The following is a 22,160-nucleotide window of genomic DNA, read 5'->3' as shown; positions in this document are numbered from 1 at the left end:
ATTACTGAGAAACAAGTTTTCCTGTCACTCATAAATCAATGCTATTTAAATAGCGAATTGACGTACTGGTTGTTTTGTTCAGTTTTCAAGGTTCGAAATAGTAATTTTTAATGGTGGGCCTGAGTGGACTTGAACCACCGACCTCACGCTTATCAGGCGTGCGCTCTAACCGACTGAGCTACAGGCCCCATTATGGAGCGGGTGATGGGAATCGAACCCACGACATCAGCTTGGAAGGCTGAGGTTTTACCACTAAACTACACCCGCATATTTGATTTTTACTGGTCGGGAAGACAGGATTCGAACCTGCGACCCCATGGTCCCAAACCATGTGCTCTACCAAGCTGAGCTACTTCCCGGGTCGAATGGTGCGCCCGAGAGGAGTCGAACCCCTAACCTTCTGATCCGTAGTCAGACGCTCTATCCAATTGAGCTACGGGCGCTTTTTTGCGACAAGATTTATTATAACACAACCACAATATCTTTGCAAGAAGTTTTTTTAAATCTTTTTGGTGCGGTCGAGAGGATTTGAACCTCCACGGGGTAAACCCCCACTAGGCCCTCAACCTAGCGCGTCTGCCGTTCCGCCACGACCGCAAAATAAAATGGTGCGGGTGGAGGGAGTCGAACCCCCATGTCGAAAGACACTAGATCCTAAATCTAGCGCGTCTGCCAATTCCGCCACACCCGCGAGGATGGTGAGCCATGGAGGATTCCGACGCCTTTGGCTAGTCCTTACTTCCTTCTTCTATAAAATAAAAGCAAGGGGAACCGCAAGTGAGAATCCTACCACAACTTCCTTGATGAGCCATGGAGGATTCGAACCTCCGACCCTCTGATTAAAAGTCAGATGCTCTACCAACTGAGCTAATGGCTCGTATTTATAATTGAGTGGTTCGTCTTGATAAGGATCTTCGTACATTATGCATCTACGACGTCCTAATCTCAGCAAGATGATTCTGGATGCTTCTCGATCAGTACGCTGATGTGTTGCTTTGAAGCCTATTCGTTCGTGCTCTACCAACTGAGCTAATGGCTCGTATTTAGTAATGTCTTAACTCTTTCTGCTATTTTATTGCAAAATAAAAAATGGCTGGGCCAGCTGGATTCGAACCAGCGCATCACGAGATCAAAACCCGTTGCCTTACCGCTTGGCTATGGCCCAACAATTATAATGGCGGTCCGGACGGGACTCGAACCCGCGACCTCCTGCGTGACAGGCAGGCATTCTAACCAGCTGAACTACCGGACCTATAAGCTTTATTTACAATAAAAAGAGAAAATGACCCGTACGGGATTCGAACCCGTGTTACCGCCGTGAAAGGGCGGTGTCTTAACCACTTGACCAACGGGCCATAAATGGCGGAGAAGGAGGGATTTGAACCCTCGCGCCGCTTACGCGACCTACACCCTTAGCAGGGGCGCCTCTTCAGCCACTTGAGTACTTCTCCACTGGCTCCACCGGTAGGATTCGAACCTACGACCGATCGGTTAACAGCCGATTGCTCTACCACTGAGCTACGGTGGAATGTTTTAAAATGTAATGTCATTATCACGACGTTAAACATAATACAACGTTTCGTTCTTTTTGTCAAACCCTTATTATAACTTTTTTATTCGCTTTTTTCTAAGAGGATTCGCTGTTTCAAAAGAACACGCTGTTTGTTTAAGGCTTATATAATTTAACATGCTTTCGGAGCCTGCGTCAATATCTTTTTTAAACCTTTTTTAGCCTTCCCTTACATTTTCCACATCTATACCTGCTAAGATTTATCTGGCGTTTTCTTTTATAAAGTAACCCGCATTGCGTACATTTATAATGATGCCGTTTTTCATTTTCCTTGGAAGGCAGCGCACGGCAGTGACGGGGAGCGTCGACCTTATTAAGTAATTCCCTAAAGTCTCTGTCCCGATGCTGATACCCTTTACCTTCAATGTGTAAGTGATAGTGACAGAGTTCGTGTTTAATAATCCCTGTTAACTCATCTATCCCTAATTCACGCAGATATTTAGGATTAATTTCAATCCTGCGCTTTGAAGGCAGATACCTTCCACCTGTGGTTCGCAAACGATTATTAAAGATTGCATCGTCAGGAAAGGGTTTTTTAAAGTATTTTATTGAAATTTGTTTCACTAAATGCAATAGCTCGGTATTATCCATAATGGAACCTCAATTTATTCATATAAAGTGAAACTTCCATCAGTGGGGGTTTTCTCCATCCCCCACTGATTTGGCCAGCTGCGGCTCCCAGGCCCAAGCGGTCATAAGCAGAATACCCTCCATGGCCAAAATACAGCCACTCCGGATATTCTGCTTATGCCGTCGGGCCTAACCGGTCGCCTCCGCTTTTCTTGTTAGTTGAACTTATCAGGGATTTACTGGCCATTTATCCCCCACTTAGTCTTGTTGGTACCCTCAAGACTTGAAGTAGGGGTATTACGGCCAGTTAATACGTGATAAATCTATTGTACCGGCAAAACTTGTCCTTCTCAACAACAATTACTGATTATATACCTTTTTAGCCTCAATTTCTATGGTAATTACTGGATGATTTGTTCACAGGCATCAAATTATGGTTCGGACCCTTCTTCCTTTTACTATCATAAAGGGAATCTAACCATCAGGGGTTCTCCACTGATGATTAGTTGAACTTATCAGGAATTTACTGGCCGCCCCCTCTTAGTCTTGTCGGGTTACCCTCAAAACCTGAATTAGAGGTGTTACGGCCAGTTCATGCGTGATCAAGCTGCTTATGTGTGCATGACCGGCGTAAACCGTAAACCAGTGACTCATACCAATTCAGGTAAAAAGAAAACCTCCCCAATCATGGGAAGGCTTTTTATCAATTCTATAAAATACATATAAACCTGAACCGTCGTTTTGCATAAGATAAGAATAGACCAATTAAATACGGAGGGGGTATTATGCCGAATTGGTTTTTAAAGCAAATGCAAAACGCTTTTCGCAAAAAGGATATTTATCAAATTAAAATGCTGAACCAATGCTGGTTTTTTTATCGACGGAGATTTGTCCATAACGAAAAATCTCAAACATAATCAGTGTTTCCATTTACTGAGGTTCAATCATGGTAAGAGCAATACGCTCTCTGTCCATATTCACTTCATCGACCCAGACTGTCACAATATCTCCGACGGCAACAACATCCAGTGGGTTTTTAACAAACTTATTCGACAGTTTTGAAATATGCACTAGGCCATCCTGTTTTACTCCAACATCTACAAAAGCACCAAAATCAACTACATTTCGTACAGTTCCCTGCAGCTCCATTCCAGGCTTTAGATCCTCCATTGAAAGAACATCTTTCTTAAGAATTGGTTTCTCCAGGTCATCACGCGGGTCACGTTTCGGTTTTTTCAGCGCTTCAATGATATCCTGAAGTGTCGGTACACCCATTTGAAGCTCGTCGGCCATTGTTTTTACTTCGATTTGATTTAAAGCATCTACCAAATCAGCTTCACCCAGGTTATCTGTAGTCAAACCTAATTGCTGCAGGAGCGCTTTTGTCTGATCATAACTCTCCGGATGAATCGGTGTTCCATCCAAAGGCTCTGTGCCATCGGTTATCCGCAGAAAGCCAATCGCCTGTTCATAGGTTTTGGCCCCTAACCGGGGAACCTTCTTTAATTGCTTCCTGCTGTTTAACTTGCCATTTTCATCTCGATATTTAACGATATTATTTGCTACGGTTTTGTTTAATCCTGACACATATTGCAGAAGAGATGCCGAGGCTGTATTCACATTCACCCCTACCTGGTTTACAACGGTTTCAACAACAAAGGTAAGCGACTCACTTAATTTCTTTTGACTGACATCATGCTGGTATTGACCGACACCAATCGATTTCGGGTCGATTTTTACGAGCTCACTTAACGGATCCTGAAGTCGTCTTGCTATTGAAATAGCACTTCTCTCTTCTACTTGAAAGTCCGGAAATTCTTCACGGGCAAGCTTTGAAGCTGAATATACACTGGCTCCCGCTTCATTAACAATAATATAGGAAATATCCAACTGATGCTTCTGAATCATATCTGCTACAAATTGTTCCGTTTCCCTGGAGGCTGTTCCATTTCCAATCGCAACGATCTCTACCGGATAAGCCTCAATCATACGCATAAAGATTTTCTCGGCGCCATCCTTATCATTCTTAGGAGGAGTAGGGTACATGACAGCAATGTCCCCTGCTTTTCCTGTTTCATCCACCACCGCTAATTTGCAGCCTGTCCGGTAAGCAGGATCGACACCTAAGACCGTTTTGCCTTTTAACGGTGGCTGTAAAAGCAAGTTCCTTAAGTTTTTTGAAAAGATCTGAATGGCATGCTCTTCTGCTTCTTCGGTTAGTGTATTGCGAATTTCTCTTTCAATGGATGGACCAATCAAACGTTTGTATGAATCCTGTATCGCATTCACCAGGACTTCTTTGACATCTACACTAGGCTTATCCAGCACCTGATCCTGCAGATATGCCAGGATATGTTCCTCAGGGGGAGTGATGGAAACCTTTAAAATGTCCTCCTTTTCTCCCCGGTTAACAGCCAGTACACGATGGGAGGCAATTTTACGCACAGATTCCTGGAAATCGTAATACATATGATAAATTCCCTTTTCATCCTGCTCTTCATTTTTACCCTTCGTTTCCAATAAACCCCGCTGGAAGGTATCCTGTCTGATTTTCTCTCTGAATTTAGGTTCATCAGAAATCCATTCAGCAATAATGTCATTAACGCCGCCCAGAACATCCTTAACTGTGGCAAGTTCATATTCATCCGAAAAGTAGCCCGGAGCTTCTGCCTGGATATCTACACCGGATTGATTCATGTAGATTTGTTCTGCTAATGGTTCCAGACCTTTTTCTTTAGCGATGGTGGCCCGGGTTCTTCTCTTCTGCTTATACGGACGATAAAGATCTTCTACCCGTTGAAGCTGATTGGCGTTTGTAATTTCCTGTTTCAGTTCATCTGTCAGCTTTCCCTGTTCATCTATCAGCCGGATAACTTCTTCTTTTCGATTATGTAACTGTACCTGATATTCATATTTATCTTCAATTTCTTTTATCTGAACCTCATCCAGCCCACCTGTAGCTTCTTTACGGTAACGGGCGATAAAGGGAACCGTATTTCCTTCCTGAAGCATATGTATAACTTTTTCAGTGGTCTGTTCACGTAATTTCAACGATTGGCTTACTTCCTTAACAATCACTTGTTCATTTGTTGCTTCCTTCAAATTGCTTCCTCCTTGGTTTCTATAAGTCCGCCTTCATGGCCAGGTTCTTTCTTTATTATACCCTACTCATTTTACCAAAAGATCTGCAAAAAGCGAAAACCGTCTAAAGTCACAGGGATTAGAATCGTTCACAAACAAAAAGACCCTTCCATAAAAGGGTCCCCTCCGTTTATACTGCCTTATACCGCATGGCCATTAAAGTTGTATCATCCGTCTGCGTTTCCTTGTGCAGCCTGGCATAAGTATCTGTGATTCCTGTTACATCATTAAAATTGGTCATTTTCGTAAAGAGTTTTCGTTCATCTACCCCGTCTGAGTACATTAAAAAGACATTTCCCTGTTCAAGTTTTTCCCGTTTAATCTTATAGGGATAACCATAGCTCGGTAAATACCCAGGGGTTGGAATGGTCCTTTTTTTCTGGCCATTTAAAGGGATTAAGGTGATACCAACATTCCCGATAGATGTCAGTGAATACGTATGATTTTTAAAATCCAATTTCAAAACACCTAATACGGCCCCACGCTTATGGATAAGCTTGTCATTGCACCGTTTAATTAATTGATCAATAGACTCTGTATAATGATTTTCGATAACTTCTATAACAGCATTTGAAGATTCCTTTGCATCCATTCCGCTTCCAAGGCCATCTGCTAAAACCGAAATAAATTGATGTTCTGTCTCTTTATAGAAGAAGCAGTCTCCATTACAATGATTTCCACCTTTTGCTTCCTGGAAAACAGATACCTCCATACGATGATTTTCTGCATTCAAAATAAAACCTCCGGACTATCCGACTGTAAGGCCTCTCGAAGCTTTCTCAAGGCACGCCTTTGCAGTCGGGAAACATGCATTTGTGAAATACCAAGATGTTCTCCAGTTTCCTTTTGACTTTTATTTTCAAAGTAAATGAACTGGATAATCTGACGTTCACGCTGAGATAAAACAGGCATTAATTTCTCCAGAAGCATTTTGTAATCAACCTGGTTATATCCGTCCTCTTTTGCACCCACTAAATCAAGAATGGAAACCTTTCCCCCATCTGAATCTGACTCCATTTTCCGATCAGCCGATAAAGCACGATAGCTTTGGCTCATTTCCATCGCTTCGAGCACTTCCTCTTCACTGACCCCAAGATGCTCAGCAATTTCCTTTACAGACGGAGAATATTGGAGACTCGAAGTTAATTCCTCCGCGGCTTTTTTAATTTTTGGCCCGAGCTCCTTAATTCGTCGAGGGACGTGTACACTCCATGTTTTATCCCGGATAAATCTCTTCATCTCACCCACGATTGTAGGTATAGCAAAGGCTTCAAAGGATTTTCCTACAGAAGGATCATAACGTTTAATGGCAGCCATCAAACCCAGCATACCAACTTGTACAAGGTCCTCATGGATGGAACTGTTCTTGGAATATTTACTGGCAATGGAGTGAACTAAATTTTCAAATTCCAGAACCAGCTTCTCATGTACAGTTTCGTTTTGCGGATTCTTTTGAAGGGTTTCTATCCATTGATAAACCTCTTCATCATAATCATTGTGTGGTTGAGATTTCGCCGTCATTAGGTTCCACCCCATTTTTATGGAGATGCTTGGTCATAATCACAATCACACCATAATCATTATTAATCTCTAACTTATCCATCAGTTCTTCAATCAGAAATAGTCCAAATCCGCTTTCCCTAAGCCCATCAATGGATTCCTCAGGTCTATAAGGACCAATATCCTGTTTGATCTCAGATAAATCAAAGCTGCCTCCACGATCGGCTACCATAACTTCCAATCGATCATGGTATAAACCAAACCCTATGGTGACCTCTCCTTCTTCCACCCCCCGATAGGCATGCTGGACTGTGTTTGTGATTGCTTCCGATACGGCAACCTTTAAATCTTCAATCTCTTCAAAAGAAAATCCTAAACGATTAGCTATCCCCGAAATAGACAGACGTACAATCCCAACGTACTCCGGCTTCGCTGGTATTTTAATCTCAATAAAGTCAAAAGGTTCCTGCATTACTTTCCACCCCGAACCGTATTTTCTATTTTGAAGACTTCTTTTAAGCCGGTAATATCAAACAATCTATATACACGCTCATGTAAATTCATCAAAATCAGCTCCGAATGATTTTCTTTTGCTGATTTTAACCCGCTTATAAATACACCAAGACCCGTACTATCCATATAGTTGATCTTTTCAAGGTCCACCTTGATTGAAACACCCTCTTCCTTTGTTAGCGGAAGGATGGTTTCTTTGAGTTTTGGTGCGGTATACACATCAATTTCACCTGATAGTTTCACATGATGAATATCATCTGTTCGAGAAACATCAATACTTAAATTCATGTTCCGAACCCCCAAAAAAATTTTTACTAACTTCTATGTTCATTCCCTTTCACAGGAATCTTTAAACCTTTATTTTAAAGTTTTTCAAGAATTCCTTCTTAAGATAATTAATGTAAAGTCATCACGTAAATCAAAATCCTGTAATCGTTCGAAATACCGATAGACATGGTCAACGATTTCCTGTGCCGACATATGTATGTATTGCTTGATAATATCCAATATTTCTTCCGTCTGAATAAATTGATCTCCGCGTCTGCATTCTGTCACACCATCTGTAAACAAAATAATCATGTCCCCAACGGAGAGGATCTTGGAATATTGCTGATAGGATGTATTTTCCTCTACCCCCAGCACAATCCCCTTTGTTTCCATTTTCTCAAAGCTGTCCGATGATGCATCATAAAATAAGCCCGGCTCATGACCGGCAGACGCATAGTGAAAGGAATGGTCCTCATCATTGTAGAAGCCATAGAACATCGTAATAAACATTCCAGGTTCCACATTACGTTCGACAACACGGTTTAATAATTTTAAAATGGTCTTCGGACTCGAAAGATTATCAGGATATGTATCTAACGCGTATTTAATCATGGACATACATAAGGCTGCAGGGATTCCTTTTCCAATGACATCCGCAACGGCAACCCCCACATTACGATGGTCCTGTATAAAATGATAGTAATCCCCATTCATCTGCTGAGCCGCAACAGATACAGCTCCTATATCAAGCTCCTCAACATCGGGAATTACCGTATTCAATAAGGTGTTCTGCATATTCGCAGCAACTTCAATTTCATACTTTAGCTCGAGCTGTTTTTCCCGCAAAGCACGGAACTCGTGGTGAGCAATACCATATGAAATCATGGTCTCCAGAAGGAAATGAAGAGAAAGTCTCATATCCTCAGGCAAATCCGGATATAAATCCTGCATAGCATCGATATGTATTTGAACAATCTCATCCGGTGAGATTTCCTGCTGCAGGGACTGTTTACTAAATTGATCCGCCCGATATAAGGCCGTTTCATCCTTTGATTGCAAATAATTCTTTAATAAGTTTTTATATTTTTCCAAGACCATTTATCCCCCCTTACCGAAGCCACTTCTCAATAATCACCTCTGTACCTTTACCTTCCTCTGAATCAATATCAAAGTGATCCATTAACCGTTTAATCCCGGGAAGTCCGGCTCCCAACCCTCCAGATGTTGTATAGCCATCCTCCATAACCTTACTTATATCTGAGATACCCGGGCCCTCATCCAAAGCGAGAATTTTTATTCCTTTATGTTCCATATCTTCCAGGTAATCAAAGCAGATTTGTCCTTTATTGGCATATAAATAGATGTTTCTCGCCAGTTCGGATATTGCTGTTGCGATTCTTGCCTGATCGACAGAACCGAAGCCGATTTTCTTTGCGATATCCCGGCCCTGTTGACGCGCTGCAACAATATCCCATTCTTTTTGTATCGGGATACAGGATTGGAAGTGTTTACTCATCATATTACTCCTCCAATTCCTGTCTAAGTTTAATAAGGCCCTGTTCCAAGTCCAGTGCTGTAGGTACATCCTTTAAATGTATTCCTAAGTCAATTAAAGTCATAGCTACAGCCGGTTGTATGCCTGTTAACACAACCTTCGCCCCCATTAAATCAGACATTGACACTACGTCACCTAGTATTTTAGCAATATACGAATCCACAATTTCCACTGAAGTTAAATCAATAACTACACCAGTTGCCCATGTTTCATGAATTTTGTTTAATAAATCCTCCTGAAACTGAATAGCTGTCTTATCGTCTAACTCCGTTTGTATGGAAATCAGCAAATAGTTATGCAGCTTCAAAATTGGTATTCTCAAATTTTCACTCCTTACCTAAAGAATCCAGAATGTCCTCTATGTCATCTTCTTTGCCTACATCTACAACCCGGCGTCCAGTAATCTCGAGAGCTGACCTGAACCCTTTCTGCAGGGAACTCTTCGTTGGGAAGTTTGATAGATCAATACCCAAATTAACAATTGTCTGGGCAATTTCCGGACGAATTCCCACCAATATGCAGGATGCACCAATAAGCCGAACCGCTTCAGCAGCCTGAATGATATGATGAGCAACCATTGTATCAACCACAGGTACACCTGTAATATCAATTAATACGACCTCTGCATTATGTTTAATGACACCATCCAAAAGATTTTCCATAATGAGCTTAGCCCGTTCGGTATCAATCGTACCTACAAGCGGCATGACTGTGATCCCTTCCATGACCGGAATCAAAGGCGCAGATAACTCCTGCAGGGCCATTCTTTGAATCGATAGGGTATTTTCCCAGTTTCCCGAGTATTCAGTAACAAGGAAGTTTACAATCGGATCAATCCATTGATCGACACTTTCAAGAATCTCAGCGAACTGTTTCGAGTCAACCTCTTCACTTCTCTCCAGAATAAAATTAACGGTTACTCTGCGAAAAGCCTGCATACCCTCCGTAAGATAGCTTAAAGGCCACCCCAACTGAATCAAACGCTCGGAAAAGTTATGTAAATCTTCCAGCATCCCTTCCTTTTCCACACTTGAAAAAATAACGTTCACAAACTCCCGGTTGGTGCTTTCAAACAACTCCTCGGAAATAGAAGCGGAGTAAGCACGTACTTGTTTACGTTCAATCTCCTCCAACCACTTTTTAACAATTTGATCACTATTTTCCAATACTATTTCTCTTAGAAGTTTATCCAAATCACCGGCCCCCTTCGATATTTTGAAATATATGTAATAATTTTAAATAATTAAATAACTATCCATTTTATAATGTACCATTTAATATAAAAAAAGAAAAGAATATTAACTAGGCGGAAGCTCCGTTTGGAAAGACAGTCTCGACAGTCACCGGAGCCGAACGCGGCCATGCCTGAATTCTAAGGCACAAGTGATCCTATCCTGTAAATTATAAAACAAAAAAAGCTACCCATATCCGAGCAGCTTTAAAAGTCTATAAGTCCGAGACTGATTTGTAATGCTTCATCAACACGCTTCATAAGAGTCTCGTCCAGTTGTGTGATTTTGTCCGTTAGCCGTTGTTTATCGATGGTGCGAATTTGTTCCAGTAATATTACCGAATCACGCTCAAACCCGTACTTTTTAGCATCAATTTCAACATGGGTCGGTAATTTAGCTTTCTGTATTTGTGCGGTAATAGCGGCAACAATACAAGTTGGACTAAAACGGTTACCTATATCATTTTGAATGACTAATACTGGGCGAACGCCACCTTGTTCCGACCCAACGACAGGAGAGAGATCCGCAAAAAAGACGTCGCCTCTTTTTACCATCAACAGATTTTACCCCCCGCTCACAAGGCGTTCGAGGGTAGTTTCAGCCTCCTCTTCAGCTTGGAAAGCTTCAGATGCAATGTTTAAATTAATATTAGCCATTTCCACATAACCGCGGCGCATTGTCTCTCGGATATCACGTTTCTTTTTATCATGCAAATACATCTTCATAGCTTGGCAAATCAAGTCATTTCGGTCGCAATCTTCATACTTTCTCAAGTTGTCTAATTCTTCAACCATTTGTTGTGGTAGTTTTACTACAATTTCCTGTGAACCCTCGGACACAACATACACCTCCACCATGAAATCGTGACAATCATATAAATCCATATCAATAATACCATTAAGGGACTTGCATTGCAAAGCCCTGCAAAAAATAGATTGGAACTTTTATTACCGCTATTCACGCGAAGATTAAACGTAACATCCAGCCATTTTCATATCTATTCCAATTTTACACAATTATGTTTTATTTTAAACACATTTTTTCGGAATACAATTTGTTTTCCACATCAGTAAGTTTATGATTGTGCATATAGACCCGTGGAACTCGGTAACTAATTGTACAAGGAATTTCATAGGTGATTGTCTCCAAGGTTTCAGCAACCTCGTCTATAGTGACCTCTTCCTCTCCCTGCTTTCCGATAAGCGTCACCTGTTCACCTACCTCAAAAGGACCATCGAGCTTAACCATAAATTGATCCATACAAATTCTTCCCACAATCGGCATTTTTTTGCCATTAATGATCACATGCTGTTTGTTCAGCTTCCGTATCCAGCCATCTGCATATCCTATTGGTACCGTACCGATCCACTCTTCCTCTTTTGTCTGATAGGTTTTTCCATAACTGATTCCTTCCCCTGCAGGCACCTTTTTGACGTGAATCAGTTTACTGTGTAGGGAAAATGCGGGCTGCAAATCGATGGGTTTTATCTGTTTCACATACGCAGACGGGTAAAGACCATACATGCTGATTCCGAATCGGACCCCATCAAACATATCTTCGGGATAACGCATACTAGCCGCACTGTTCCCGGAATGAACCACCATCGAATCATCTTTAACCGAGGATTTCAGCATGTCGATACATGCCGAGAACCGTGATTGTTGTTTTTGATAATATAATTCATCCTCTTCATCTGCAGTAGCAAAATGGGTAAAAGCACCTGTAATTTGAAAACGTGAATCATGGAGAACGTGAAGCAAGTCCTTCATTTCCTCTTCCGAACGAATGCCGACACGTCCCATTCCGGTGTCGATTTTGACATGAACAGAAAGGGTCTGTCCATGAAGAAAATCCCTTGCCTGCTCCACCCACTCCTTCTGGAAGACCGTCACCGCTATATCATGATCAGCCGCAAGCCTGACATCCTCCGGCCGTACCCAGCTCATAACGAGAATAGGGGCTTCTATCCCAGCCTGACGTAATTTTAACGCTTCGTCCAGTAAGGTAACAGCAAGCCCAAAGACTCCTTCCTCCAGTGCTGCATTTGCTACCTGAATATCACCGTGACCATAAGCATTTCCCTTCACAACAGCAAATATTTTTGTATCCTCTGCCAAAACAAGTTTTAATTGTCGAATATTATACTGAATCGCATCCAAGTTAACCTCACACCAGGAATCACGGTAAAAAGGCTGTAATGACAAAACACAAGACCCCTCTCGTACTTTTTTTCTATTATTCAACTTGAAATCAAAAGTGTCAAGGAGTAAAAGCGAAGGCGACTGGTGAATGAAACTACGAAACTGCAAACAAAAAGACCTGCGGGAATCCGGACTGAGGGCAGTTTGCCAAAATACTGCCACTCAGCCTCATCCCTGCAGGTCTGTGCACACACCAATTACTTGATACCTTTTCCTTCGACAGAGGAAGCAATCTCAATCATTTCGTCACGAGTCAGATCTTTGCTGGCTAAGTAGAACCGGGTATTTCCTTCACTCCATTCAACAGAAGAATCTGTCATAACTCCCACAGTTGCACCCAGATTAACCGGACTTCCATCGGTATTGACCGGAGAAGTAATGCTTGTCGGATAGGAATCATAGTTTTCCTGGACCAGTGTGAAGTTTTTCTCCCCCTCATAGGTTTGAATGACCCTTGTACCATTTTCAAATTCTGTCTTTTGTTCTTCAGCCAGTGAAGATCCCTCAGGCACATTCACTGGATAAAGAACTTCCATTGGCTTCTCTTCTTCTGAGCTTGCCATGGCTGGTACATTCATAACACTGCTTGTCAGATTCTTTTGCGTATCAAAATCATCTTCAGCAAACTCAGGGTCAAATTCAAAGGATGAGAAGGAAATCTCCACTAAGGACTGATAATCCTTATCCATCACCTTTACCATGACCGGCTTTAAGGATTCTTTGGAGAATGTGATTTCCTGATACGGAAGGTTATTATTGCTTTGATAGTTTGTTTTGGTCGTAAATACGTAATGATTTTCGGTCTGTTTAAATTCAGATTCCTGATCACTGACCACATCTTGAATTAATGATCCGAACAGGTACGGCTGGCTGCTGTTATCAGGCCACTCACTCTGGAATTTAAAGCTTTTGTTTAATGCAGGAGTCAGAACAAATACCCCTTCTTTGTTTTTAAGGATTATCTGATTCCCCTTTTCACTGTCCGGGTTGTTTAACTCCACACGGTACATATCCTTCTTCTGATGCCAAATATTAATCTCGTAGCTTTGTACATCTTCCCCTGTCTTCAGATCCATCTTAGCCTGTGCCTTGTACCCACTCATTTCTTCCATTTTATCTTCCAGAGAACCAATCACATCCTCTTTGGACTTTTCCCCACACGCAGACATGAAAATGAGCAGAAAGACAGCCAAGCTAAAGAGCAATAATTTTTTCTTCATGTTCACAACTCCTTTGCCTCATTTCGAAAACACATAGGGAACGTATTCTACTCACCGCGAACATGAGCATGTACGTTTTTGTATAAACTTAACTTATTTCTGCAATATCATTGTCCATTGTTTATCATTTACCCTCCTCCATTCAGTGGTTTCCTGGTTTTTCATCACAAGCATCAAATGAATAACCTCCATACATGTCCTTCTTCCGCGGTGTTATATTTTCGTCCCCTTTTCACCCGCACTAGAATATATGAGACAAACTATGTGAATATGCAGACTAGCCTTCCTGAATCAAAACTTCTGCAAAAACAATTTCTGTACTATGTGAGATGGATACGAGAGCATTCGCTTCCTGCCGGCCTTTTATAAAGACATCCGGCTTCCCCTGAGGATCAGGCAAAATTTCAATATCACGAAATGAATACGCCGTTCCGATCCCCGTCCCCTGTGCCTTAGAATAAGCTTCCTTTGCCGCAAACCTACCCGCAGCAAATTCAACTTTTCGTCTCCAGGATGAAAGCTGATGAAACAGCTTTAATTCCCTTTCAGACAGAATCCTTTCCGGAAACCGGTTATTTTTTCTTATCGCTTGTTCAATTCTGTCAATCTCAGTTATATCGACACCCAGACCTTTAATCACAGCACTTCCTCACTCTCTGTATATAAATAAAGTTTCCATAAAGTGAAACTTCCGTCAGTGGGGGGTATTACGGCCAGTTCATGCGTGATAATTTTTCATAAAATAAGCAATTTATCCGTATGAACGCTTGAAAATATGTATAATATGAAACAAACCATATTAAATAGGTGATGCTATGTTTATTCGTACGGAAAGTTTTCAGGAATTTCTTCGCTTTTATCCTGTTGTCAGTGTGATTGTTGCCATAAACCTTGGTTTGTGGCTATTCACAGAATTTTTGCCCATTCCTCTGTTTGATACAATCCGGTATCTTGGACTGGGTCAGAACGGACTTATTTCTGCTTACAATGAATACTGGCGACTTTTTACAGCCATTTTCTTTCATTTTGGTCTTATGCACGCCATTTTCAACTCTTTTTCTCTCGTGTTATTCGGCCCGGCTTTGGAAAGAATGCTGGGTAAATTTAAATTTATTATATTATATGTGCTTTCAGGTGTAATCGGAAATCTGGCTACTCTCTGGTTAGCTTCTATGAATCTAACCCACGCCGGAGCCTCCGGGGCCATTTTCGGTTTGTTTGGTGCCTACTTATTTATGGTCCTGTTCAGAAAAGATTTACTGGATCATCAAAGCACCCAAATTATTACAGTCATCATGATTATTGCTCTCATTATGACATTCCTGCGTGCAAATATAAACATCTATGCACATATCTTCGGTTTCATTGGAGGGTTCGCATTAGCGAATATTCTCTTAAGCAATGTGAAAAGAAACTATTGGATATAAAGGGAAACTTCCATAAGTGGGGTTTTCTCCTTCCCCCACTTATGGTTAGTTGAACTTATCAGGAAGTTACTGGCCGTTTTTCCCCACTTAGTCTTGTTAGGTTACCCTCAAGAATTGAAGTGGGGGTACTACGGCCAGTTCATGCGTGATAAAAAGAAGCCTTACAGAATATATGTTTATCGATCTGCATTTACAGGAAAACATGGGATTGTCCAGTGTAATTATGGGCAATCCATGATAAAATATGAAAATAACAGACTTTTAGCAAAAGGAAAGTAGAAGTACAGTATTAAACCATCGACTCTGCTGGAGGAACATTGAATGGACAAAAGAGGAATCACCCCATATATCGCCGTTACCGTTGGCGTATTTAGTGTTTCAACAGCTGCGGTACTCGTCAAACTGGCCGATCAGGCTCCAGCGTCAATCATTGCAAATTACCGACTCCTGTTAGCTGTTCTCATTATGGCTCCCTATATATTATTGAAGCGTCGTAATGAATTTTCCTTCATCTATGCAAAGGATTGGGGATTATCCATTCTTGCAGGCATTTTTTTAGCCTTTCATTTTATCCTTTGGTTTGAATCCTTAAACTACACGTCTGTCGCAAGCTCAGTTGTCTTTGTCACTTTACAGCCTATCTTCGCTTTTATCGGGACGTATTTATTTTTTCACGAACGCTTTACATATGGGGCTATTATCAGCATGCTGATTACCATTATTGGCAGCGTTATTATAAGCTGGGGCGACCTGCAAATAAGTGGGCTGGCCTTGTTTGGTGATATGCTCGCACTGCTTGGAGCGGTGATGGTTACAGGCTACTTTTTAGTGGGACAGAATGTGAGAAAAAGAGCACCCCTGGCAACTTATACCTTCATTGTCTATGGGATAAGCTCCCTAACATTAGTGATTTATAATCTCATCCTGCAGCAACCCTTTTTTGGCTATGATCTGGATCATTGGCTTGTATTCTTAGCCCTTGCGATCATACCTACATTTTTGGGTCATTCCTTATTTAATTGGGCCATTCGATGGGTAAGCACGTCAACCATTACCATGGGGATGCTTTTTGAACCTGTTGGCGCATCGATTTTGGCTTATTTTATATTAGGCGAAAACGTAACCTGGTTCCAGATACTTGGTGGTTCGATTGTTATCTTTGGTTTAATACTGTTTATTCTTAGCACTTCCCGTGTGCATACCCGCACAGCGGAAGAAAAATAGATAGAGATTAGTATGATTGAGGAGTGAGATGTATGGATATCCAATTAATGACTGATGGCGGTGCTGATATTCCCGCGACTCTGCAGCAGAAATTAAACATTGACGTTGTACCTCTAAACATCCAGATTAATGGGGAAAGGTATAAGGTCAGCCCGGATTCTGAGATTGAAAATTACTACACCCTTATGGAGGAAGCTGATGAACTGCCAAAATCATCAGCCCCAAGCCCACAGGATTTCTATGAAGCCTATAAACAAGTGGATGAAAACAAAGCCATTTTAATGCTGTCGATTTCAGAAGGGGTTAGTGGAACATATCAGAGTGCTGTCATGGGGAAAGACATGCTTCTGGATGAACAACCGGACCGACAAATTGAAATCATCAACACCAAAACCGCCTCCTGTGGAATTGCTCTCTTACTGCATGAGGCCGGGAAGAAGCTGGCACAGGATGTTCATTTTCATGACTTAGTCAGCCATATGAAGGAACGTGCAGAGAAACTGTCCACATTATTTGTGCTTCGGACTCTGGATAACCTCATTAAGGGAGGTCGTCTGGATAAAGTGAAAGGAGCCATCGCCAAAACACTGAACATTAAACTCCTGTTACACGCAACCGATGAAGGAACCATTGATGTAGCGGAAAAGGTCAGAGGGAATAAAAAGGCGATGAGGCGATTTATTGATCAGATCGGTGAGCACACAAAAAATTTCGGCACCATTGCCCTGGCGCACGGAAATACCAAAGAACGAGCAAACAAAGTCCTTACAGACATCAAAGAAAAATACTCATTCCAGGAATCACTCATCATGGACATGGGCCCCCTAATCGCCACATACGCAGGCCAAGGCGGCCTCGTCATCTCATTTTTTAGAGATTGACACAGAAAAGCGGAGGCGACTGTTCAGGTCCGACGGCATAAGCAGAATATCCGGAGTGGCCGGTTTTTGGCCATGGAGGAAATTCTGCTTATGACCGCTTGGACCTAGGAGCCGCAGCTGGACACAGAAAAGCGGAGGCGACTGTTCAGGTCATGCGGGATAAGACGAAGACATGAAGGGGCATGCCTTTTGCCACGGAATGGCTTTGGCTTATATCCGCCTTGACCTAGGAGCCGCAGCTGGACATAGAAAAGCGGAGGCGACCGTTTAGGTTATATAAAAGTGATCCATTCCTCATTAATTTGTCAGGAATGGATCATTTTTTATGGTCACGAATGGATGACTGGACCTGATACCATTCAATACAATATCTGATATCAATCGGTCAAATCCAGGATTTTATCCGTCATTTTTTGTATCGAATCAATCCGTTTTTAATAAGTTTCAGCCCTGGTTTTGAAGACATCCCATGCATCCATTCCTTACTCGGTTGAATCTGTCTCTTCTTATAAATAACACGTCTATTCTCTCAAGTTATCAATCGAAATCCATGACATTCACGTCTGTTTGCCCATTTTATCCGTCAATTCAAATGGAATCCACCATTTCACCCTTTTTATCAATCAAATACACATATAATCAAGTCACTTCCTCCCTTTTATCCATCCACCATTCAGTTACCAAACGAAACAGCACAAAAAGAGGCTGATAAAGCCCCTTAAACAAGGGACCTGATACCAGCCTCTTTTTACGCTTTGAAGTTTTTCATAAAGGAGCCTACCTGTTTTACAATCGGGGATACTTGATTGACGGTATCAACAACTTGCCCCACGGTTGAAAACACCTTATCAAAATCCATTTGGCCATTTTGATCCTGAAAGGCCTGTAAAAATGGATTGGCTCCTTTTGGATAAGGCCCTCCCATCTGGTTTGGTGGCATTGAATTTTGTCCTATAGGCATTGGAGGCTTTTGAAAAGATTCATACGGAGAATTCATTCCTGGATTTGGTTTTGGATAGTTAGGTGATTGATAAGGATATTGTGGAGGGTACATTTGCTGAAAAGGATTTGGCTGCTGGTTCCAATTCCGCTGCATACAGAACACCCCCTTATTATTAACCTCACTATAATTTATGATATAGCGAATTGGGGTGTGTGATGATTTCCTTAAATGTTATGGTGACCAATAAGACGTGCCAGTGTCTCTTTTTGATAACCTAATACCCGTTCACCATTGATATAGGTTGCTGGCGTTGCATACACCTTATCGGCCTGAAGCTCTTTTAAATAGGATCGATTTTCTGATATATTTTTTTCCTGGAACGGAATATTCCATTCATTTAACAACTGCTTAATCTTCCAGCCTTGTTCGCAGTTGTCACTTGTATAAAGTAAAACTTCCTTTTGTGTCACCAGCGCTCACCTCAATTTAACTTGGCATCCATGCTGTCCTACATTTATTGATACCCATGATTTGCTTATCTTAAACTATGAAGCATTTCCCTGACAGCAGGAATTTAAACCATGACAAAATGCACGGGTGTCACTCCAGTGCATTTAATCAAAAGGCTCAGTAATGTAAGTCTTCATTCAGTGGGGGGATTACAGCTCGTTAATACATGATAAATTAAACCTGTTAAATAAATATGATATTATGCTTTTATACATGATATAAAGGAGTTGACCTACATGCTACAGGACACAGGAGAACGAGTGATCCCCGATTACATGGACTCGACAAACATGCTGTTACTTGAACATATTGCCCGTTACCAGTTTTCTTTATCTTATGCTAAGGGACGAGTCTTAGATCTATCGTGTGGCGCAGGATACGGGAGTCAGTTCATGGCGAAACGATTGAAGCAAAACGTTGATGAGGTTATTGGTATAGATATTGATGCGGATGTCATTAAATATGCAAAGGGAAGGTATCATCATCCAAAGGTGAGCTTCCAAGTGAATGATGCAAAAGATCCAGGTCTGCCGGAACAGCTGGGGCAGTTTGATACAATCACAAGCTTTGAAACATTGGAGCACATTGCTGAGGAGGAGAGCCTGCTGAACAATTACTATGAATTATTAAGGCCCGGCGGAACACTCCTTGTTTCAACCCCCTTTGGAAAAGGAAGAGGAAAGGAATGTGGTTCACCTTTCCACGTTCATCAGCTTACTCCTTCTGAATTCCACGAGCTGTTTTCGGACTATAGACAATGCTCTTTCTTCTATCAGAATGGTGTACTCATTGAACCACATCCAGGACAGGAAAACGTCCACTATCCTCTGGGTATTGCCGTGTGTAAAAAGTAAACGGACCTTATTCCGTGACGATATCTCCACAAATCATGATGACATTTTCATCCGGATCACTGATGTGAAACCAGCCAAAATCCCCATGCCTCTCCAGTTCACGCTCTACGTCTATCCCTTCCTGCTTTACCCACTCATACGTTGAATAAAGATCGTGTGAGAAAAAGTTAAACGCAGGAAGCTTAGATGGGCTGAATTCAAAGCGGGGATCAAAGCTGTGGTCATCTAAAGTCAGGTAAACCCCTTCCTTTAATGGCAGATTGTAAACCGGGGATTGAACGTTTTCCTCCTGATATGGAAGTTCCAACAGTTGGCTGTACCATCTAGCCGCCCTTTTCAGTTCTTTGACATGCACAAACACAGCATGAACAGCCGGTTTCAAGTCATTCGACATACATATCCCTTCTTTCAATCTATTTTTCATTTGGAATCACAGCCCATTTGCCTGTGCGGATAACGATAATGACAAGAGAAAAAACAAGGCTCAGCCAAGGATGATAAATCGTCAGGAAAATCACGATCATTCCGATGATTCTTACGGCAAAAAACCAGTCATTCCCCTGCCAGATCCCCATGAGTCTTCTTACTTTCGGAGCAACACACATCTCCAGATCAAGCGAGAACCATAGATAGCAGAATAAGAGATTCAGAAGAACGGCCGGCACACTCAACCCATACATAAACTCCATTCTGCCAATCAACAACATTAATAAGATGATGATCCATAAAAACCACTTGTGATAGGATTTGAACCAGTCAAGCATTGGCCACGGAAGAACGCGAGTCATAGGTTGCTGAAATTGATACATAAATAAGCTGGCCGCAATCTGATTTAAGACAAAAACCGTGACAGCCACAGCTACTCCCAGCTGCCACCTTCCCTGAAATCCAAATCCCACGATTACCAGGAACACAACTCCAAGCGTTCTAATTACGACATCCAGCTGATCCTTAAAGAGCGTTCGCCATAACCGCGGTGTAATATCAGAGAGTTGGTATGGAAACGGCTTTTTCGCCCTTTCACCCTGGAATACTTTAGTCATCAGATGATATTTTTTCGGAGGCTTGATTGAAACTTTGGTCATTTGCTGGATAATCAGCATGTTCCAGATGACCGCATCACTATAACTAATAACTTTAGACCAATCTGCGTGCTTCAAAGGCTGGTTGGTCATTAAAAAAATAGCGAGCAGAATGGAAGCAGTTACGCTCAGCCACATGACGGGAATAACGGAAACAGACGAAAACAAAACCAGCGTCCTTAACCCAATTAAAAAGATGATACCACTCAGAACTGTCCACATTTTTCTTATTCCACTTATTTGAAAAAGTTTCCATTGGATGATGAGTCCTAAAACCTGACCTGATAAAAGACCGATGAATAACAGGATGATTGTTTCTGAATGTATTGGTGTCAGAAGGTAAAGAAAAAGATGAATCAGAATGAGCAATGCCATTCCTTTTGTTAATCTTGTTATCACGTTATATCGCCAAATTTTTTCACGGGAATACGGCAAAAGACTTAATTGAAATTCAGTTGTTGTTATGTAAAAACCCGGGTCTCTAAAGGAAATGAAAAGGGAACGGAGCAGAACGGCAATAAAGATCGTAAATACCCACTCAAAGGAAAGCTGCTCAAAAACTGAAAAGAAAGCTTCATAACCTTGCAGCTGATCTCTGATAGCAATGAAAAAAATAACACCAAACACAGCTAAATAGATGGACATTGTTACATCCAAAAACCCGAGCACCTGTTTATATAAACCAAGCTTTTTTCTGAAGCGTTGTTTTCTAATCCATCTTAGCGTCGGATATAAAGCAGGTGTCCTACTCATCTGCTTCTCTCCTTGTTAAGCCGTTAAATTCCTCAATATTCCCTGCCTCAAGAATATGTCCGTCAGCAAGTAATACATATTCATCACAAAGGTCCGTCACCTTTTCCATCTGATGAGTCGTTAACAGAATCGACATTCCTTCCTGGTTCCTTCTTTTCAGCTCATCTGTCAGAAACTCCGAAGCATAAATGTCCAGTCCCATAAACGGTTCATCAATTAATAGCAAGGGAACGTCCGGAAGCAATGCACAAATGGTCTGGACCTTCTGACGCATCCCTTTTGACAGCGCTTCTGGAAATTCATTCAGCTTATCCTGAATTTCAAATGCCCTTGTATAATCGTTCACACGTTCTTGGAGTTTCTTTTCTTCAATCTGATAGCTTGCTCCATATAGCTGAAAGTGCTGAAATACAGTTAATTCCGGCATCAGGACGGGCTCCTCGGGGATATAGGAGAAAAGGGTTTTAAAATAAAGAAAATCATCATCCTGGGATGCTCCCTGAAGCAAAATCTCTCCCTCACTCTTTTCATGCCAGCCCATAATCGCCCTCATGGTCGTGGATTTCCCTGCTCCATTATGACCGATAAGCGCAACAATTTTGCGATTTGGAACGCGAAAGCTAATACCTTTTATAATCGTTTCCTTTTGAATCGTCAGCTGTAAATCCTTTACTTCCAAGACATATTCCATTTCCAGTACATCCTTTTCGAGAAAT

The 22,160-nt window shown here is 41.6% G+C and carries 25 protein-coding genes and 12 tRNA genes; 5 read left to right on the top strand and 32 right to left on the bottom strand.

Annotation, left to right across the window (positions count from 1 at the left end):
* Positions 1 to 111: 111 nt before the first annotated feature.
* The 13 genes from ABD006_RS15915 to ABD006_RS15855 form a co-directional block, all read right to left on the bottom strand.
* A tRNA-Ile gene (locus tag ABD006_RS15915) sits at positions 112 to 188 on the bottom strand.
* A 5-nt stretch (positions 189 to 193) separates the two neighbouring features.
* A tRNA-Gly gene (locus ABD006_RS15910) sits at positions 194 to 267 on the bottom strand.
* 15 nt (positions 268 to 282) lie between these two features.
* Positions 283 to 359 (bottom strand) — tRNA-Pro (locus ABD006_RS15905).
* Between the two features lie 7 nt (positions 360 to 366).
* Positions 367 to 443: transfer RNA gene (locus ABD006_RS15900), tRNA-Arg, on the bottom strand.
* Positions 444 to 510: 67 nt separating this feature from the next.
* A tRNA-Leu gene (locus tag ABD006_RS15895) sits at positions 511 to 597 on the bottom strand.
* 9 nt (positions 598 to 606) lie between these two features.
* Positions 607 to 691: transfer RNA gene (locus ABD006_RS15890), tRNA-Leu, on the bottom strand.
* A gap of 113 nt (positions 692 to 804) precedes the next feature.
* Positions 805 to 877 (bottom strand) — tRNA-Lys (locus ABD006_RS15885).
* A gap of 213 nt (positions 878 to 1,090) precedes the next feature.
* Positions 1,091 to 1,165, bottom strand: a tRNA-Gln gene (locus ABD006_RS15880).
* A 10-nt stretch (positions 1,166 to 1,175) separates the two neighbouring features.
* Positions 1,176 to 1,252 (bottom strand) — tRNA-Asp (locus tag ABD006_RS15875).
* Positions 1,253 to 1,283: 31 nt separating this feature from the next.
* Positions 1,284 to 1,355 (bottom strand) — tRNA-Glu (locus ABD006_RS15870).
* Between the two features lie 5 nt (positions 1,356 to 1,360).
* Positions 1,361 to 1,451, bottom strand: a tRNA-Ser gene (locus ABD006_RS15865).
* A 2-nt stretch (positions 1,452 to 1,453) separates the two neighbouring features.
* A tRNA-Asn gene (locus ABD006_RS15860) sits at positions 1,454 to 1,528 on the bottom strand.
* Between the two features lie 189 nt (positions 1,529 to 1,717).
* Positions 1,718 to 2,161: a SprT family protein gene (locus ABD006_RS15855; RefSeq protein ID WP_343843154.1), complete on the bottom strand. Its 444-nt coding sequence runs from the start codon at positions 2,159 to 2,161 to the stop codon at positions 1,718 to 1,720.
* A 764-nt stretch (positions 2,162 to 2,925) separates the two neighbouring features.
* Between ABD006_RS15855 and cmpA the strand changes: the two genes are divergently transcribed.
* Positions 2,926 to 3,057: a cortex morphogenetic protein CmpA gene (gene cmpA / locus ABD006_RS15850; protein ID WP_343843152.1), complete on the top strand. Its 132-nt coding sequence runs from the start codon at positions 2,926 to 2,928 to the stop codon at positions 3,055 to 3,057.
* A gap of 13 nt (positions 3,058 to 3,070) precedes the next feature.
* On the opposite strand, the gene ABD006_RS15845 is transcribed toward cmpA, so the two are convergent.
* The 14 genes from ABD006_RS15845 to acpS all read right to left on the bottom strand — a co-directional run bounded on the left by ABD006_RS15845 (position 3,071) and on the right by acpS (position 14,410).
* A complete protein-coding gene (locus ABD006_RS15845) occupies positions 3,071 to 5,242 on the bottom strand; it encodes a Tex family protein (RefSeq protein WP_343843151.1) in 2,172 nt (723 codons plus the stop codon).
* A gap of 169 nt (positions 5,243 to 5,411) precedes the next feature.
* Positions 5,412 to 6,014 (bottom strand): SpoIIE family protein phosphatase, encoded by a 603-nt coding sequence (locus tag ABD006_RS15840; RefSeq protein ID WP_343843150.1) that lies wholly within the window; start codon positions 6,012 to 6,014, stop codon positions 5,412 to 5,414.
* A complete protein-coding gene (gene sigB / locus ABD006_RS15835) occupies positions 6,011 to 6,802 on the bottom strand; it encodes an RNA polymerase sigma factor SigB (RefSeq protein ID WP_343843149.1) in 792 nt (263 codons plus the stop codon). The genes ABD006_RS15840 and sigB overlap by 4 nt, the downstream gene beginning before the upstream one ends.
* The gene (gene rsbW / locus ABD006_RS15830; protein ID WP_343843148.1) at positions 6,774 to 7,253 is read right to left on the bottom strand and encodes an anti-sigma B factor RsbW; all 480 of its coding nucleotides are present in this window, start codon (positions 7,251 to 7,253) and stop codon (positions 6,774 to 6,776) included. Before rsbW ends, sigB begins: the two co-directional genes overlap by 29 nt.
* Positions 7,253 to 7,582 carry an STAS domain-containing protein gene (locus ABD006_RS15825; RefSeq protein ID WP_343843147.1) on the bottom strand — a complete coding sequence of 110 codons (330 nt, stop codon included), beginning with the start codon at positions 7,580 to 7,582 and terminating at the stop codon, positions 7,253 to 7,255. Before ABD006_RS15825 ends, rsbW begins: the two co-directional genes overlap by 1 nt.
* Positions 7,583 to 7,666: 84 nt before the next feature.
* Positions 7,667 to 8,659: a PP2C family protein-serine/threonine phosphatase gene (locus tag ABD006_RS15820; RefSeq protein WP_343843146.1), complete on the bottom strand. Its 993-nt coding sequence runs from the start codon at positions 8,657 to 8,659 to the stop codon at positions 7,667 to 7,669.
* Positions 8,660 to 8,669: 10 nt separating this feature from the next.
* A complete protein-coding gene (locus ABD006_RS15815; protein ID WP_425542238.1) occupies positions 8,670 to 9,077 on the bottom strand; it encodes an anti-sigma regulatory factor in 408 nt (135 codons plus the stop codon).
* A gap of 4 nt (positions 9,078 to 9,081) precedes the next feature.
* Positions 9,082 to 9,438, bottom strand: coding sequence for an STAS domain-containing protein (locus ABD006_RS15810; protein ID WP_044164401.1), 357 nt, complete (start codon positions 9,436 to 9,438; stop codon positions 9,082 to 9,084).
* Positions 9,439 to 9,442: 4 nt separating this feature from the next.
* A complete protein-coding gene (locus ABD006_RS15805) occupies positions 9,443 to 10,309 on the bottom strand; it encodes an RsbT co-antagonist protein RsbRA (protein WP_343843144.1) in 867 nt (288 codons plus the stop codon).
* Positions 10,310 to 10,554: 245 nt separating this feature from the next.
* The gene (locus ABD006_RS15800) at positions 10,555 to 10,905 is read right to left on the bottom strand and encodes a type II toxin-antitoxin system PemK/MazF family toxin (protein WP_044164397.1); all 351 of its coding nucleotides are present in this window, start codon (positions 10,903 to 10,905) and stop codon (positions 10,555 to 10,557) included.
* Between the two features lie 6 nt (positions 10,906 to 10,911).
* Positions 10,912 to 11,205 (bottom strand): antitoxin, encoded by a 294-nt coding sequence (locus tag ABD006_RS15795; RefSeq protein WP_425542240.1) that lies wholly within the window; start codon positions 11,203 to 11,205, stop codon positions 10,912 to 10,914.
* Between the two features lie 166 nt (positions 11,206 to 11,371).
* Complete coding sequence (gene alr, locus ABD006_RS15790) at positions 11,372 to 12,553, bottom strand: alanine racemase (protein WP_343843142.1); 1,182 nt, start codon at positions 12,551 to 12,553, stop codon at positions 11,372 to 11,374.
* Between the two features lie 194 nt (positions 12,554 to 12,747).
* Entirely contained in the window at positions 12,748 to 13,770 is a 1,023-nt protein-coding gene (locus ABD006_RS15785) for a LolA family protein (RefSeq protein ID WP_343843141.1), read from the bottom strand.
* A 277-nt stretch (positions 13,771 to 14,047) separates the two neighbouring features.
* Positions 14,048 to 14,410 (bottom strand): holo-ACP synthase, encoded by a 363-nt coding sequence (gene acpS / locus ABD006_RS15780; protein WP_343843140.1) that lies wholly within the window; start codon positions 14,408 to 14,410, stop codon positions 14,048 to 14,050.
* 175 nt (positions 14,411 to 14,585) lie between these two features.
* Here acpS and ABD006_RS15775 point away from each other — a divergent pair, with 175 nt between their 5' ends.
* From ABD006_RS15775 to ABD006_RS15765, 3 genes are all read left to right on the top strand, one after another.
* Entirely contained in the window at positions 14,586 to 15,197 is a 612-nt protein-coding gene (locus tag ABD006_RS15775; protein ID WP_343843139.1) for a rhomboid family intramembrane serine protease, read from the top strand.
* Positions 15,198 to 15,518: 321 nt separating this feature from the next.
* A complete protein-coding gene (locus tag ABD006_RS15770; RefSeq protein WP_343843138.1) occupies positions 15,519 to 16,421 on the top strand; it encodes a DMT family transporter in 903 nt (300 codons plus the stop codon).
* A 32-nt stretch (positions 16,422 to 16,453) separates the two neighbouring features.
* A complete protein-coding gene (locus ABD006_RS15765) occupies positions 16,454 to 17,302 on the top strand; it encodes a DegV family protein (RefSeq protein WP_343843137.1) in 849 nt (282 codons plus the stop codon).
* A gap of 748 nt (positions 17,303 to 18,050) precedes the next feature.
* On the opposite strand, the gene ABD006_RS15760 is transcribed toward ABD006_RS15765, so the two are convergent.
* Both ABD006_RS15760 and ABD006_RS15755 read right to left on the bottom strand, forming a co-directional pair.
* Positions 18,051 to 18,398: a YppG family protein gene (locus ABD006_RS15760; protein WP_343843136.1), complete on the bottom strand. Its 348-nt coding sequence runs from the start codon at positions 18,396 to 18,398 to the stop codon at positions 18,051 to 18,053.
* A 71-nt stretch (positions 18,399 to 18,469) separates the two neighbouring features.
* Positions 18,470 to 18,715 carry a glutaredoxin family protein gene (locus ABD006_RS15755; protein WP_343843135.1) on the bottom strand — a complete coding sequence of 82 codons (246 nt, stop codon included), beginning with the start codon at positions 18,713 to 18,715 and terminating at the stop codon, positions 18,470 to 18,472.
* Between the two features lie 276 nt (positions 18,716 to 18,991).
* Between ABD006_RS15755 and ABD006_RS15750 the strand changes: the two genes are divergently transcribed.
* Positions 18,992 to 19,609, top strand: coding sequence for a class I SAM-dependent methyltransferase (locus ABD006_RS15750; protein ID WP_343843134.1), 618 nt, complete (start codon positions 18,992 to 18,994; stop codon positions 19,607 to 19,609).
* 7 nt (positions 19,610 to 19,616) lie between these two features.
* Here ABD006_RS15750 and ABD006_RS15745 read toward each other — a convergent pair whose 3' ends face one another.
* Genes ABD006_RS15745 through ABD006_RS15735 form a run of 3 tightly spaced genes read right to left on the bottom strand, consistent with a single transcriptional unit; the run spans position 19,617 to position 22,135 of the window.
* On the bottom strand, positions 19,617 to 20,033 hold the full coding sequence (locus tag ABD006_RS15745) for a VOC family protein (RefSeq protein ID WP_343843133.1): 417 nt from the start codon (positions 20,031 to 20,033) through the stop codon (positions 19,617 to 19,619).
* Positions 20,023 to 21,444 (bottom strand): hypothetical protein, encoded by a 1,422-nt coding sequence (locus tag ABD006_RS15740; protein WP_343843132.1) that lies wholly within the window; start codon positions 21,442 to 21,444, stop codon positions 20,023 to 20,025. The genes ABD006_RS15745 and ABD006_RS15740 overlap by 11 nt, the downstream gene beginning before the upstream one ends.
* Positions 21,437 to 22,135 carry an ABC transporter ATP-binding protein gene (locus tag ABD006_RS15735; protein WP_343843131.1) on the bottom strand — a complete coding sequence of 233 codons (699 nt, stop codon included), beginning with the start codon at positions 22,133 to 22,135 and terminating at the stop codon, positions 21,437 to 21,439. Before ABD006_RS15735 ends, ABD006_RS15740 begins: the two co-directional genes overlap by 8 nt.
* Positions 22,136 to 22,160 lie beyond the last annotated feature (25 nt).

The organism is Salinibacillus aidingensis, from assembly GCF_039522525.1.
Taxonomy (GTDB): domain Bacteria; phylum Bacillota; class Bacilli; order Bacillales; family Alkalibacillaceae; genus Salinibacillus; species Salinibacillus aidingensis.
This window is presented reverse-complemented; position numbering and strand designations above follow the sequence as displayed.